Below are 13242 nucleotides of genomic sequence, written 5' to 3'. Positions count from 1 at the left end.
TGTTCATATAAAGAGAACTCTTGTAAAATAGAAACATGGAGAGTTTTATGAAAAGTTATTTTATCAGTTTCGAAGGACCAGATGGGTCAGGAAAAAGTACAGTTTTAAAGCAAGTTGTAGCTCAAATAGGTCCTAGACTTAAGACACAATATCTAGTAACTAGGGAACCTGGAGGCTCAAAAATTGCAGAAAAAATCCGGCAATTAATTTTGGATCCTGTGAATGAAGAAATGTCCGCTAAAACTGAAGCATTGCTTTATGCAGCGTCTCGCAGCCAACACATGTTTGAAACTGTGATACCGGCTCTTAAAGCTGGTAAGGTAGTTTTCTCTGATCGATTTGTTGATAGTTCACTTGCTTATCAAGGAGCAGGACGAGATTTGGGTATTGCCGCTGTGAAACAAATTAATGATTTTGCCACCAGTAAAATTGAACCTGATCTCACTATTTTTCTCGACGTTAAACCGCAAATTGGCTTAGACAGGATTGCCCAAGAACGAGCTGGTCAAGAAGACCGTTTGGAACAGGAAAAATTAATTTTTCATCAAAAAGTTTACCGGGGCTATCAAGAAGTAAATCAAGCTTATCCTAAAAGAATAGTGGTAGTTAATGCAAATAAACCACTCAATTTGGTTGTAGAGGATTGTGTTAAAATAATTGCAAACCGATTACCAGCAGATTTGTTAAAGGACTGATTAAGATGAAATTAATAGTTGCAATTGTTCAAAAAGAAGATGCTAACCGTTTGCAGCGTACCTTTGTTAAAGAGAGTATTCGCGCAACTAAACTTGCTACAACAGGTGGATTTCTTAGTGAAGGTAATACGACCTTTCTTATCGGTATAGATGATAAGCATGTTAAACAAGTTTTGCGTATTATCAAGGATGAATCCAAATCACGTGAAGAATATATGAATCCGAATATGGTAATGACAGGCTTTGATATTAGTAGTCAACCGATAAAAATTACAGTTGGTGGGGCTACTTGCTTTGTCTTGCCTGTTGAAGAATTTAAGCAATTCTAATGTCTGTCAATATTAAGGAAGCGGGCCAGAAGCAAACTGAATTTTTGCGTCAGGCATTTGAACAAAATAAACTGGCGCACAGTTACTTATTCGTTGATGCTAATGAAATTCAGGCTTTAAATACAGCCTATTGGTTAGCCTGTCTTTTTAATTGTAGTGGTAGTAAAAAACCAGATGGTACTTGTCAGAACTGCCGGCAGATTATTTCAGGCAATCACCCGGATGTTTTGCTGGTAAAGCCCGAAGGCAAGCAAACTTTGGGCATCGATCAAGTGCGCATTTTAAAAGAAGAATTGGCTAAAAGTCCGGTTCAAAGCAGTGTCCGTTTCTTTTTTATTAATGAAGCACAAAAGTTAACTTTGCCTGCAGCTAATGCTTTGCTTAATTTACTAGAAGAGCCTATTGCACCTGTCGTTACAATTTTAATCACCAATAATACTGATCAAATTTTGCCAACAATTCGGTCACGTACTCAGATTATTAATTTTGCGAATAATGACAAAGAGAATGGTAAAAGTGCGGAATTATTAGCAAATGGCTTCAGTCCTAGTGAAGTTAGCGAGCTGGAAGATACGGCTAAATTAGATAAAGATACTAAATATTTTTACCAAGAGATGATTGAGCACAATTCATTAGCACTTGTCAGTGCGCACCAGTTGGCAGAAATAGCAAGAAGCAAAAGTGAACAAAATTATATTCTCTTTTTACTTAAGAAATGGGCACAAGAGGATTTAGACAATAGTCATCAAGATGATGGAGCAAGAATGCTAAAGTATTTGCTTGAAGTTGATAAGATGCAGTACAGCAATGTTAGTTTTCATAATTTACTTGATTTTCTTGCTTTGCAGTGGAAACGGTAGGTGTTCGTGGTGGATTCATATTCAAAGTTGGAACAGCTTCACGATTCGATGGTTAGCATGACCAAAACAATCGAAAGTTTAGAGAATAGTATTTTAGAGACTTTAAAAGAAAATACTGAATTAAAAGTAGAGAATCAATTGCTGCGCGAAAAAATGGACAAAATGAATAATGCCCACAATAGTACCGTAAAAACTCAAAGTGGCCTTGAATCTTTGCGGCAAATTTACAGCTCAGGTTATCATATTTGCAATATGTACTATGGCTCTCACCGTGATCCTAATACAGACTGCATGTTTTGCCTGGATATTCTTGATAATTTCGGTGAAAAAAAGAAGAAACATTAAAGGACTGATCAAATGCAGAGGCAAAGTAGTTATGCCCAAGAAAATGGTAAGCTTTATCTAGTGCCAACTCCGATTGGTAATTTGGAAGACATTACGATTAGAGCAAAAAAAGTTTTACAGGAAGCTGATTATATCGCAGCTGAAGATACCAGAACAAGTGGCATCCTACTTGAAAAAATTGGGGTCCATAATCATATGCTTTCCTTTCATAAGTATAATTCAAAGGAAAGAGCGCCCGAATTGATTAAATTAATGACGAAGGGTGCAATTATTGCAGAAATTAGTGACGCTGGAATGCCCGTCATTTCTGATCCGGGATATATCTTGGTGCAAGAGTGTATCAAAAATAATATTCCAGTTGTCCCTTTACCAGGTGCTTCCGCCTTTACTACTGCCTTGATTGCCTCTGGCTTTGATGCTCAGCCATTTACTTATTATGGCTTTTTACCGCGGAAAAAGAGTGAGCAAAAATCCTTTTTTGAACAAATGAATAAAGCACGCGCAACTTCTGTTTTTTATGAAGCACCACATAGATTGGTTAAAACTCTTAATAATTTGTCTGAAATTCTGGATTCTGAGCGTCAAATTGTTGTCGCCAGAGAACTGACTAAGATTCACGAGGAGTTTGTTCGTGGTACAATCAGTGAAGTTACTACTTATTTTGAGCAAAATGCGCCGAGAGGTGAATTTGTGATTTTGGTTTCACCAAATACCAAGCAAGCTGAAAAATTATCTTGGACTGCACTAATTGCGTTAGTAGAGCAGTTGGTTGCTAAAGGAAAAAGCAAAAAAATGGCAATTAAGGAGATTGCTCAGGAAAATCACGTTTCAAAAAATGAGTTATATGAACGTTATCATCAAAAGTAGGTGAAATTATGAAGTACAGTGAAAAACATATTGTAAATTATTATGAATGTGATGAAAATAAAAATTTAAAATTACCTGCGATGATTGATTTGATGATGAGTGTTTCGGAGCATCAATTAGATTCAGGTAATGGTAGTACTAACGCCTTGACCAAAAGGGGATTAGGTTGGGTCGTGACGCAATATCATATGGAAATTGCCCGCCTGCCCCATCCAAATGAAGAAATTATACTTACAACTGAGCCATTTGGCTATAACCGTTTTTTGGAATATAGAAATTATGTATTTACCGATCAGACTGGAAATGAGTTGATAACAGTAAAAAGTGAATGGGTTTTATTTGATTTAAAGACCCGCAAATTAGTATCAACTGATAAAGAAATGATGGCTGAATTGGGAATACCACTCTTGAAAAAGCTGCCTCGTTTTCCAAGACTGCGGGTCCAGGAAAATTACGAGAAAAAACGGCAGTATCGCGTACGCTATGATGATTTGGATACCAACCATCACATGACTAATGGTCACTATTTTAATTGGTTTCTTGATACGCTTGACCGCGATTTTTTAAAAAATCATGTCGTCAAGACTATTGATATTAAATTTAATCTTGAGGTCCGTTATGCGCAAACGCCATATGCATGTGTAAACTTAATCAAAGATGGTGACACTATAAAATCATTTCATGCGATTGCGGATGAAGACAAAAAGGATAAAGCTGTTTGTGAACTAACTTGGTGCAAAATATAATATAATTATTTTTTGTGTTCTAACATAATTTAATTAAAGAAAGAAAGTGCTCCAAATGACTATTAAAGAAATGTTTAAGGTCGAATTGCGTGATCTTGTACTCTTAGGAATTATTGTCGCAATGAAGATCATTCTTAGTCGTTTTACAATCGGATCAGCTGTTGTTCATGTAAGTTTGGGCTTCATCGGAAGCGTAATGCTGGGATTCTTATTTGGGCCTGTTTGGGGTAGTATTGGCGGTGGAATTAGTGACTTGGTTTCATCGGCTTTATTCGGTAATCAAGGTGGCTTTTTTATCGGCTTTACCCTGAGTGCAATGATTGGTCCGTTTATTTATGGTTTGGTATTTTATCAAAAGCCAGTCAAAATTTGGCGCATTATTTTGGCAACTTTATTAGTGACAGTTGTTGTTAATATAGGCTTAAATACACTTTGGGTTCATCTTTTATATGGTATGGACTACTCTGTCGCGCTTATTCAGCGAATTCCGAAGGAAGCTATCACCCCTTGGGTGGAAATGATTGTTAGTTATTTTGTTTTGAACGCAATTTCAAGGGTTAGGATTAACAGGTAATTTTCGAAAAGAGTAAAAATAATTTAGAATGAAAATTTTGAGTATGTCGACCGCGACAAATAATTTAAGTGTGGCTTTAAATGACGCTGCTAAAATAATTACGGAAAAGAATGAATTTGACCAGCGTAATCACAGCGCGCATTTGGATCCATTAATTGCCGAAATTTTGAAAGAAAATAATTTAAGATTGGCAGAAATCGATCGTTTTGCCGTTGCAATTGGACCAGGTTCATACACTGGATTACGGATTGGTGTTACGACGGTAAAAATGTTTGCCAGCATTTTACATAAAGAGGTAGTAGGCATATCTACTTTACAAGCACTGGCTGCAAGTTGTGCAGAAGAAGGCACTTTAATAGTGGCTGGAATTGATGCTCGTAATGATAATTACTTTGCGGGTGCTTATGTCAATAAGGAAGATGAGTGGGGTCCTGAATGTGTAATACCTGATGGGCACTATCATATTGACACACTTTTAAGCGCAGTAGCAGAATATTGTGCAGATAACAATCTGGAAAATGTTATTTATGTTGGTTCTGGCTTTGAAAAACAAAAAGAGGCCATCAAAAAGATAAATATTCCCTTTAATTTTGGGACAGAAAAACAAAACATTGTTCATGCTGGTTTAATAGGTAAGCTGGCTGTGGATGCTCAACCCGATGATTCTGACCAGTTGTTGCCAAACTATTTACGGCGCACACAGGCTGAAATTGATTGGCATAAAAAGACCGGAGAAGCATATAAACCTGATAGTAACTATGTGGAAGAAGTTTAAGTATTTCTGGCCTTTTTTGTTTGTAGCGCCAAAGAAAAAGTTTGTTGACTTTATTCCTGAAAAATTTATTATCAATCACTCTATTCTGAATATTAGACAAGCGCAAATTGAGGACATTTCTGCGATATTGTTACTTGAACAAAGCCTATATCAAGGAGAAGAGCCTTGGAGCGGAGCAATTTTTCAAACTGAATTGGGCAAAAGGAATGCACTTTATTTACTCGTATTGCAGTCGCAATTAGTGGTAGGGCTAATTGGTGTCCGAATTAATAATAGGAAGGTGCACATTACCAATTTAATGGTTGATTCCGCTTGGCAAAAAAGGGGTATAGGTACTTATTTAATTAGAAAAGTAATTAAAATTGCCCAAGAAAAAGGCTGTGAAGAAGTTAGCCTGGAAGTAAGAGAGGATAATTTGAATGCCCAAAAGTTATATCAAAAATTAGGTTTTGTTACAACTTTCGTCTGGCCCAATTATTATCAGGACTCTAAGCAAAACGCGTTTAACATGGTGCTTAAATTGGCAAGTGACTAAAAGAAAGGAAATTAAATTGGTAAATAAAAAAGACATCCGGATTTTAGCTTTTGAAAGTTCTTGTGATGAGACTTCGGCTTCTGTTGTTAAAAATGGCAGAGAAGTTGAAAGCTTGATAGTGGCAACTCAAATTAAAAGTCACCAGCGTTTTGGAGGGGTCGTTCCCGAAGTAGCCAGTCGCCATCACATTGAAGTGATAACGCAAATTACCAGGGAAGCGTTAAGTGAAGCAAAAGTAACCTGGAATGATATCGATGCTATTGCCGTAACTTATGGACCTGGTTTAGTCGGAGCCCTGTTAATTGGTGTCAGTGCAGCTAAAGCAGCTTCCATGGCTACAGGCATCCCCCTAATTGGCGTTGATCATATTATGGGTCATATTATGGCGGCGCAGTTAAAAGAAGAAATAGTTTATCCGGCACTTGCACTGCAAGTTTCTGGTGGTCATACTGAGATCGTTTTGCTTAAAGATCCGACACATTTTGAAATCGTTGGTGATACTAGAGATGATGCGGCAGGAGAAGCTTACGATAAGATTGGACGAGTTTTAGGGGTTAATTATCCAGCTGGTAAAACAATAGATGAATGGGCTCATCAGGGGCAGGATACCTTTGATTTTCCCCGGGCAATGATTAAAGAAGAAGATTATGATTTTTCTTTTTCTGGTTTAAAGAGTGCGTTCATTAATACTTGTCATCACGCTGAACAAATTAACCAAAAACTAAATAAATACGACTTAGCGGCCAGTTTTCAAGCCGCAGTAATTGATGTTTTAGCAACTAAAACAATTAGGGCAATTAAGCAATATCAGCCTCGGACCTTCATCATGGGGGGTGGTGTAGCCGCTAACCATGGTTTACGGGACAGAATGAATAGTGAAATAGCAAGTTTACCGCAAAATATTCAGCCCAAAGTCATTTTGCCTGATTTAAAGCTTTGCGGTGACAATGCTGCGATGATTGGTGCAGCGGCATACAATTTGTATCAAGAAGGAAAATTTGCTGATCTAACTTTAGATGCTGATGCATCATTAGAATTACCTTACGCATCAGAAATGCTGCAATAAAGTAAATAATATCAGGGTCAAGACAAAATCCCTACGAAAAAAGGCGTTGAGTTCAACGCCTTTTTGTTGTTCTGGAAATAGTTTTTTCTCAGAATCTTTGTAAAAAGCAATCAAATCGTATTTATCACACGGCTTAGAATTACCATTTTCATAAAACATGTGCGTTTTACCAGTATTTTCGGTCAACAAAACTTTCTGTCCGACAGAATTATATTTCTGTAATACGCTATTCATTAATTTCGTACCAATTTCCCGACTTTGATAAGCAGATTAACCAGTAACTCTTGGATATAAATGAAGGTCAGACCATTACCAACTACTCAGATTAATCCAACTAATTGGTTATGATTATAAGCACTAATAGCAAAAAGCGAATTTGCCACTGCCTTTTGTAGTTGTCCGAGAATTTTGTGTATAAGAACTCCAACCGACGCTGGTGTATAAATTGATGAGTTGGTCTAAAGTAATATTTTAGTCAGCTATATATTTCATTTTTATTCCTCCTTAACTAATTGATAATTAAAGAGTAATACGTGATTTTACCATGTACACCTATCCAATTTATTTTTTATAGAGCCAGAAATTTATCAAATTTTGCTAACAAAAAATTTATTAATAGTTGGCGAGGTAATTTACAGCAAGTTAAAATATAAAAACAGCAGATAAAAAGGCTGATTTGTTCCTATTTTTGTTGTGCTTACATGATATATTGTTTTAGTCAAAGCTATCCAGTTCAGTCAGTGCTTTTTCCCAAGCAACATTTGCCTCAGCGAGCTGATTTTGCACTTCAGTGAGCTGCTCCTGCAAAGGACCCAATTTGTCAAAATTAGTGGCAATTTCAGGATCAGCCATTTGAGATTGAATATCTTTTTGCTCTTTTTCCAGCTTTTCAATTTTATTTTCGGTATTTTCAACTTCTCTTTGCAATTTACGTTTTTGTGAATCACGAAGCTTTTGCTCTTGATAAGAAAGTTTATTTTTATTTTCGTCTACTTTTACTGCCGTATTGTTTGTTGCCGACTGGTTCTCTGTAACAATGTTTTGTTTGTTTTTTTCATCTAAATAATAGCTATAATCACCCTCGTAAACATGAGCACTACCATCTTTGATCTCTACAATTTTATTAGCTAATTGATTGATGAAATAGCGGTCGTGAGAAACAAACAATAAAGTACCGTCAAAATCCTGCAAAGCTTTTTCTAATACTTCTTTCGCCTCAAGATCCAAATGGTTAGTAGGTTCATCCATCAGCAGAAAGTTGTTATGTTCAAGTGATAATACAGTTAACGTTAATCTCGCTTTTTGACCACCAGATAATTGTCCGACAGTTTTATCAATATCTTTTGCCGTAAACAAGAAACTGGCTAAAATAGAACGAACATCTTTTTCAGGCATTGTTTTATGACGGTCCCAAACGGTGTCAATCACCGTTTTAGTTGGATCAAGTCCTTGTAGTTCCTGATCATAATAGCCGATATCAAGGGATGCACCATATTTAATTGAGCCTTTTTTTGGCTTTAATTCCTTCATCACGGTTTTTAGTAAAGTTGATTTACCAATACCATTTTGACCAATTACGGCTACGCGGTCGCCTTTATTTATTTGCAGAGAAATATCGTGCACCATTGTTTTTGTCGGATAGCCAATTGTTAAATCACGTAAAATTAAAACTTCTTTACCAGATGGCCGCTCGCTTTGAAAATTAATGCGTACTTTGCTTTTGTGTTTTGGCGGAGTAATTCTTTCTATTTTCTCCAATTGCTTGCGGCGGCTTTGTGCTCGTTTAGTAGTTTTGGCTCTGACAATATTTTTTTGAATAAATTCTTCGTCTTTTTTGATTTGCTCTTGCTGCTTTTCATACGCTTCTTCTTGCTGGCGATCACGCAGCTGCCGTTCAGCAACGTATGCGGAATAATTCCCCTTAAAGACAGTTAATTTGCCAAATTGCAATTCAAAAATCTGTGTGGCTAAATTATCTAAAAAATACTGATCGTGGGAAACAACTAAAATAGCACCAGAATAGTTTTTAAGATAACTTTCCAGCCAGTCCAGAGTGTCTAAATCAAGGTAGTTGGTAGGCTCATCAAGTAATAGCAGAGCAGGCTTGCGCAGTAGCAATTTAACAAATGAAAGTCTGGTCTTTTCTCCTCCGGAAAGACTTGCGATTTTTTTTGACCAAGTTGCTTCAGGAAAGTTAAAGCCATTCAAAATACTTTTGATATCAGACTGGTAGGTATAGCCCCCTTGCTGCTCAAAGTTGAATTGCAGCTGGTCATACTGTTTTAACAAATCACTTCTTTTAGGGTTAGCAGCGATGTCTTGCTGTAAACTTGTGATTTTTTTGCTCATATTAATTAATGAAGTAAAAACAGACAACATTTCTTCCCAAATTGTTTTACTTTCATTTAAGCCATTTTCTTGGGCAATATAGCCGACATCTATGTTTTTATTGATGGTGAAGTCACCATGTGTGGCTTCTTCTTCACCAGTCATAATCTTAAGCAAGGTCGTTTTACCGACACCATTTGGTCCAATAAGACCGATTCTGGCATTTGCGTCAATTGAAAAATTGACATTTTTAAATAATGTGTTGGCACCAAATTGTTTTTCTAAATCGTGTCCTTGTGCAATTATCATAATTTTTCACCTAAAAACCATTTTAGCATATGTATTGAATTTCTTGTGTGAGAGTTTGATGGATATATGAAAGAAAAAGAGCAAAAATACAGCTTTTTAAGCGTGAATGAATAAAAATACCACTTTCTATTATCAAGCCTGTTACCATTTTGCTAAAATTTAAAAGATTGTGAAAAAAATGTTTGCAAATGACGTAAATTTATAGGTAAAATAGAATTGATTGCTGAGAAATTCACAAGAACGAATTATGGTTACTTAATTAAGTTGGAGGCTTCTTAAATGGAAAAAATCAAAATACCAACGGCAACGGCTAAAAGGTTGCCGTTATATTACCGTTATCTTATTATCTTAAATGAGGCTGGCAAAGAAAAAGTTTCTTCGACTGAATTGTCTGAAGCTGTTCAGGTAGACAGTGCTTCAATCAGACGTGATTTTTCTTATTTCGGCGCTTTGGGCAAAAGGGGTTATGGCTACGATGTAAAAAGTTTACTTTCTTTTTTTAAAAAGATTTTAAACCAAGACACTTTAACAAATGTTGCTTTGGTTGGCGTAGGTAACTTGGGTCATGCTTTATTAAATTACAATTTTAAACGCTCAAATAATATTCGCATTTCTTGTGCTTTTGATATTGATGAGAAAATTACCGGCAGAATTCTAAGCGGTGTGCCTGTCTATGATATGAGTGAACTTAAAAAGCAGCTTAGTGACCAACAAATTTCTATTGCGATTTTAACGGTGCCATCTGCGGCTGCTCAAAAAACTGCTGATGATATGGTAGAAGCTGGAATTAAGGGAATCATGAATTTCACCCCAATTCGTTTATCTGCACCAAGTGGCATTAGAATTCAAAACGTTGATTTGGCTACTGAGTTGCAGACACTTATTTACTTTCTTGATTCGGATAAGAAAAAATAGTTTTAAAAAGCAAATTAGCACTTTTTTACTCAAAGTGCTAATTTTTTCTTGCATTTTTTCATAAAAGGGGTTATTATCATAAATGTAAGTTAGCACTTAACAAATAGGAGTGCTAATGGCACATAAAAGAGATTAAAATTTAATTTTAGGAGGGACAAACGTGTTACAACCAATTGGTGATCGCGTGATCGTAAAAGTTAAAGAAGAAGAAGAAAAGACTGTAGGCGGAATCGTCCTGGCTTCTAATGCTAAACAAAAGCCGACAGAAGGTGAAGTAGTTGCTGTTGGTGAAGGTAACTTTGCTGAAAATGGCAACAAAATACCTATGACTGTTAAGGAAGGCGACGTTGTTTTATACGACAAGTATTCTGGTACAGATGTTAAATACGATGGTCAAAAATATTTAGTCCTTCACGAAAAAGATATTTTAGCAATTGTTAAGTAATTAAGGAGCGTATAAAAATATGGCAAAAGAAATTAAATTTTCAGAAAAAGCAAGACGTTCCCTGTTAAAGGGCGTTGACAAATTAGCTGATACTGTTAAGGCTACTATTGGTCCTAAGGGTAGAAACGTTGTTTTGGAGCAATCTTACGGCAACCCAGACATTACTAACGATGGTGTGACAATTGCCAAGGCAATTGAATTAAAAGACCACTATGAGAATATGGGTGCTAAGTTAGTTGCAGAAGCAGCACAAAAGACCAATGATATTGCCGGTGATGGTACTACTACTGCGGTTGTTTTAACCCAAGCAATTATTCGTGAAGGTATGAAGAATGTTACTGCTGGTGCTAACCCTGTTGGTGTTCGTCGCGGTATTGAAAAAGCCACAAAAGCTGTAGTAAATGAATTACACAAGATTAGTCATACTGTTTCTTCAAAAGACCAAATTGCTCAAGTTGCTTCAGTTTCTTCAGCTTCAAAAGAAGTTGGTGATTTAATCGCTGACGCAATGGAAAAAGTTGGTAATGATGGAGTTATCACTATTGAAGACTCACGTGGTATTGAAACTGAATTATCAGTAGTTGAAGGTATGCAATTTGACCGTGGTTACCTGTCACAATACATGGTAACTGATAATGACAAGATGGAAGCTGATCTTGACAATCCATATATTTTAATTACTGATAAGAAGATTTCTAACATTCAAGACATCTTGCCATTGTTACAAGAAATTGTGCAACAAGGCAAATCACTTTTAATCATTGCCGATGATGTTTCTGGTGAAGCTTTGCCAACATTAGTTTTGAACAAGATTCGTGGTACATTCAATGTTGTTGCTGTTAAGGCTCCTGGCTTTGGCGACCGTCGTAAAGAACAACTGCAAGATATTGCCGCTTTAACTGGTGGTACAGTAATTACTGAGGACTTAGGGCTCGAATTAAAGGACACTAAGATTGACCAACTAGGTCAAGCTCGCCGGATTACTGTAACTAAGGACTCAACTACTATTGTTGATGGTTCAGGTTCAGATGAAGCAATTAAAGACCGTGAGGACTCAATTAGAAAGCAAATTGCAGAAACTACTTCTGACTTTGACAAGAAGAAATTACAAGAGCGTCTGGCTAAATTAACTGGTGGCGTTGCTGTTATTCATGTTGGTGCTGCTACGGAAACTGAATTAAAAGAGCGCAGATACCGCATTGAAGATGCTTTGAACTCCACTCGTGCAGCCGTTGATGAAGGCTATGTTGCTGGTGGTGGTACTGCTTTAGTAGATGTCAAGGATGCTGTTAAGGACCTTAAAGGTGACAATGCTGATGAACAAACAGGTATTAACATTGTCTTAGAAGCTTTGACTGCTCCAGTTCGTCAAATTGCTGAAAATGCTGGTGAAGATGGTTCAGTTATCTTGAATAAGCTTGAAGGTCAAGAAAATGAAGTTGGTTACAATGCAGCCAACGGTAAATGGGAAAACATGGTTGAAGCCGGAATTATTGACCCAACTAAGGTAACCCGTACTGCTTTACAAAATGCTGCGTCTATTGCTGCCTTGTTATTGACTACTGAAGCCGTTGTTGCCGAAATACCAGAAGATAAACCTGCCGCTGATCCAAATGCAGGTGCTGGCAATCCAGGTGTGATGTAATTTAGTTTTTATTAGTTAATTAATAAATCCTACTAGCAATCCTGTGGGGCTTGCTGGTAGGATTTTTTGCTTTGAAATTTTGCTTACAGAATTTGATAAGTAATTGCTGCCTTTACAATAGGAAGGAATATTAGTGGAATATTTAAGTTTACTAGGTATTGTAGTTATAGTGATTGGCTTTACACTGGGACTTGATACCATAGCCGTTGTTATTATTGCTGCTTTAATTACAGCCTTAGTTTCAGGAATTGATTTTGTCTCTTTTTTGACAATTTTGGGTAAAGGATTTATGGATAATCGCATGGTTTCCCTGTTTTTTCTGACTTTACCGACAATTGGCATTTTAGAAAGACATGGCTTAAAGCAAGCTGCTGTTAATTTGATTAAAAAAATGAAAAAATTGACGCCAGGTCGTATTTTCGATATTTACCAAGCCATTCGTGAGATTGCTGGTGCTTTCGGCATTTCATTACAAGGACACGTCCAATTTATTGCGCCACTAATTAATCCAATGGCACAAGCTGCAGGTAAGGTTAACAGCGAATTGACCTCTTTAGAAATTGACCAAATTAAGGGTAGAGCGGCTGCAACAGAAAATTTTGGTAATTTCTTTGCCCAAAATTTATTCGTAGCTTCTTCAAGCGTTCTACTTATTGCAAGTACTATGAAATCACTGGGTCACCCAGTTGATCCTAGTGGCATAGTTCTATACACTTTTCCAGTTGCAATCATCAGTTATATTTTATGTGTGGGTTACAATCATGTGTTTGACAAAAAATTACTCAAACAGCAAGAGAAGTAGGAGAAA

The 13242-nt window shown here is 36.6% G+C and carries 16 protein-coding genes; 14 read left to right on the top strand and 2 right to left on the bottom strand.

The window, feature by feature from the left end:
• Nucleotides 1-47: 47 nt before the first annotated feature.
• Genes tmk through tsaD form a run of 10 tightly spaced genes read left to right on the top strand, consistent with a single transcriptional unit; the run spans nucleotide 48 to nucleotide 6792 of the window.
• Nucleotides 48-695, top strand: a complete 648-nt coding sequence (gene tmk, locus LDX54_RS06755) for a dTMP kinase (RefSeq protein ID WP_046325269.1) — start codon at nucleotides 48-50, stop codon at nucleotides 693-695.
• 5 nt (nucleotides 696-700) lie between these two features.
• Nucleotides 701-1024: a cyclic-di-AMP receptor gene (locus LDX54_RS06750; RefSeq protein ID WP_046325268.1), complete on the top strand. Its 324-nt coding sequence runs from the start codon at nucleotides 701-703 to the stop codon at nucleotides 1022-1024.
• Nucleotides 1024-1884, top strand: coding sequence for a DNA polymerase III subunit delta (locus LDX54_RS06745; RefSeq protein ID WP_265666526.1), 861 nt, complete (start codon nucleotides 1024-1026; stop codon nucleotides 1882-1884). The genes LDX54_RS06750 and LDX54_RS06745 overlap by 1 nt, the downstream gene beginning before the upstream one ends.
• A 9-nt stretch (nucleotides 1885-1893) precedes the next feature.
• Nucleotides 1894-2229: a DNA replication initiation control protein YabA gene (gene yabA / locus LDX54_RS06740; protein WP_034980509.1), complete on the top strand. Its 336-nt coding sequence runs from the start codon at nucleotides 1894-1896 to the stop codon at nucleotides 2227-2229.
• 12 nt (nucleotides 2230-2241) lie between these two features.
• Entirely contained in the window at nucleotides 2242-3096 is an 855-nt protein-coding gene (gene rsmI / locus LDX54_RS06735) for a 16S rRNA (cytidine(1402)-2'-O)-methyltransferase (protein ID WP_265666527.1), read from the top strand.
• An 8-nt stretch (nucleotides 3097-3104) separates the two neighbouring features.
• Nucleotides 3105-3842, top strand: a complete 738-nt coding sequence (locus LDX54_RS06730) for an acyl-ACP thioesterase domain-containing protein (RefSeq protein WP_265666528.1) — start codon at nucleotides 3105-3107, stop codon at nucleotides 3840-3842.
• A gap of 55 nt (nucleotides 3843-3897) precedes the next feature.
• Nucleotides 3898-4416, top strand: coding sequence for a folate family ECF transporter S component (locus LDX54_RS06725; protein WP_265666529.1), 519 nt, complete (start codon nucleotides 3898-3900; stop codon nucleotides 4414-4416).
• A 28-nt stretch (nucleotides 4417-4444) separates the two neighbouring features.
• Nucleotides 4445-5191 carry a tRNA (adenosine(37)-N6)-threonylcarbamoyltransferase complex dimerization subunit type 1 TsaB gene (gene tsaB, locus LDX54_RS06720; RefSeq protein ID WP_265666530.1) on the top strand — a complete coding sequence of 249 codons (747 nt, stop codon included), beginning with the start codon at nucleotides 4445-4447 and terminating at the stop codon, nucleotides 5189-5191.
• Nucleotides 5175-5726, top strand: a complete 552-nt coding sequence (gene rimI / locus LDX54_RS06715; protein WP_265666531.1) for a ribosomal protein S18-alanine N-acetyltransferase — start codon at nucleotides 5175-5177, stop codon at nucleotides 5724-5726. The genes tsaB and rimI overlap by 17 nt, the downstream gene beginning before the upstream one ends.
• Nucleotides 5727-5742: 16 nt before the next feature.
• Nucleotides 5743-6792: a tRNA (adenosine(37)-N6)-threonylcarbamoyltransferase complex transferase subunit TsaD gene (gene tsaD, locus LDX54_RS06710; protein WP_265666532.1), complete on the top strand. Its 1050-nt coding sequence runs from the start codon at nucleotides 5743-5745 to the stop codon at nucleotides 6790-6792.
• On the opposite strand, the gene LDX54_RS06705 is transcribed toward tsaD, so the two are convergent.
• Both LDX54_RS06705 and LDX54_RS06700 read right to left on the bottom strand, forming a co-directional pair.
• Nucleotides 6775-7026, bottom strand: coding sequence for a hypothetical protein (locus tag LDX54_RS06705; RefSeq protein ID WP_265666533.1), 252 nt, complete (start codon nucleotides 7024-7026; stop codon nucleotides 6775-6777). The genes tsaD and LDX54_RS06705 overlap by 18 nt on opposite strands.
• A 480-nt stretch (nucleotides 7027-7506) precedes the next feature.
• Nucleotides 7507-9429, bottom strand: coding sequence for an ABC-F family ATP-binding cassette domain-containing protein (locus tag LDX54_RS06700; RefSeq protein WP_265666534.1), 1923 nt, complete (start codon nucleotides 9427-9429; stop codon nucleotides 7507-7509).
• 279 nt (nucleotides 9430-9708) lie between these two features.
• Between LDX54_RS06700 and LDX54_RS06695 the strand changes: the two genes are divergently transcribed.
• From LDX54_RS06695 to LDX54_RS06680, 4 genes are all read left to right on the top strand, one after another.
• The gene (locus LDX54_RS06695; protein ID WP_046325257.1) at nucleotides 9709-10344 is read left to right on the top strand and encodes a redox-sensing transcriptional repressor Rex; all 636 of its coding nucleotides are present in this window, start codon (nucleotides 9709-9711) and stop codon (nucleotides 10342-10344) included.
• Nucleotides 10345-10504: 160 nt separating this feature from the next.
• Complete coding sequence (gene groES / locus LDX54_RS06690) at nucleotides 10505-10789, top strand: co-chaperone GroES (protein ID WP_122026291.1); 285 nt, start codon at nucleotides 10505-10507, stop codon at nucleotides 10787-10789.
• A gap of 19 nt (nucleotides 10790-10808) precedes the next feature.
• Entirely contained in the window at nucleotides 10809-12434 is a 1626-nt protein-coding gene (groL, locus tag LDX54_RS06685; protein ID WP_265666535.1) for a chaperonin GroEL, read from the top strand.
• A gap of 133 nt (nucleotides 12435-12567) precedes the next feature.
• Complete coding sequence (locus tag LDX54_RS06680; protein ID WP_265666536.1) at nucleotides 12568-13236, top strand: DUF969 domain-containing protein; 669 nt, start codon at nucleotides 12568-12570, stop codon at nucleotides 13234-13236.
• The last annotated feature ends 6 nt before the right edge of the window (nucleotides 13237-13242 follow it).

The sequence above is a fragment of the Lactobacillus sp. IBH004 genome, from assembly GCF_026185255.2.
In the GTDB taxonomy this organism is placed as follows: Bacteria; Bacillota; Bacilli; order Lactobacillales; family Lactobacillaceae; genus Lactobacillus; species Lactobacillus melliventris.
The sequence above is the reverse complement of the archived record's forward strand: the minus strand, read 5'-3'. Positions and strand labels throughout refer to the sequence as shown.

Coding starts and splice junctions, on each gene's coding strand:
- rsmI (WP_265666527.1), top strand. CDS start 2,242: ATGCAGAGGCAAAGTAGTTATGCCCAAGAAAATGGTAAGCTTTATCTA.
- LDX54_RS06695 (WP_046325257.1), top strand. CDS start 9,709: ATGGAAAAAATCAAAATACCAACGGCAACGGCTAAAAGGTTGCCGTTA.
- LDX54_RS06750 (WP_046325268.1), top strand. CDS start 701: ATGAAATTAATAGTTGCAATTGTTCAAAAAGAAGATGCTAACCGTTTG.
- tsaB (WP_265666530.1), top strand. CDS start 4,445: ATGAAAATTTTGAGTATGTCGACCGCGACAAATAATTTAAGTGTGGCT.
- LDX54_RS06745 (WP_265666526.1), top strand. CDS start 1,024: ATGTCTGTCAATATTAAGGAAGCGGGCCAGAAGCAAACTGAATTTTTG.
- tmk (WP_046325269.1), top strand. CDS start 48: ATGAAAAGTTATTTTATCAGTTTCGAAGGACCAGATGGGTCAGGAAAA.
- LDX54_RS06705 (WP_265666533.1), bottom strand. CDS start 7,026: ATGAATAGCGTATTACAGAAATATAATTCTGTCGGACAGAAAGTTTTG.
- rimI (WP_265666531.1), top strand. CDS start 5,175: ATGTGGAAGAAGTTTAAGTATTTCTGGCCTTTTTTGTTTGTAGCGCCA.
- groL (WP_265666535.1), top strand. CDS start 10,809: ATGGCAAAAGAAATTAAATTTTCAGAAAAAGCAAGACGTTCCCTGTTA.
- LDX54_RS06725 (WP_265666529.1), top strand. CDS start 3,898: ATGACTATTAAAGAAATGTTTAAGGTCGAATTGCGTGATCTTGTACTC.
- LDX54_RS06730 (WP_265666528.1), top strand. CDS start 3,105: ATGAAGTACAGTGAAAAACATATTGTAAATTATTATGAATGTGATGAA.
- LDX54_RS06700 (WP_265666534.1), bottom strand. CDS start 9,429: ATGATAATTGCACAAGGACACGATTTAGAAAAACAATTTGGTGCCAAC.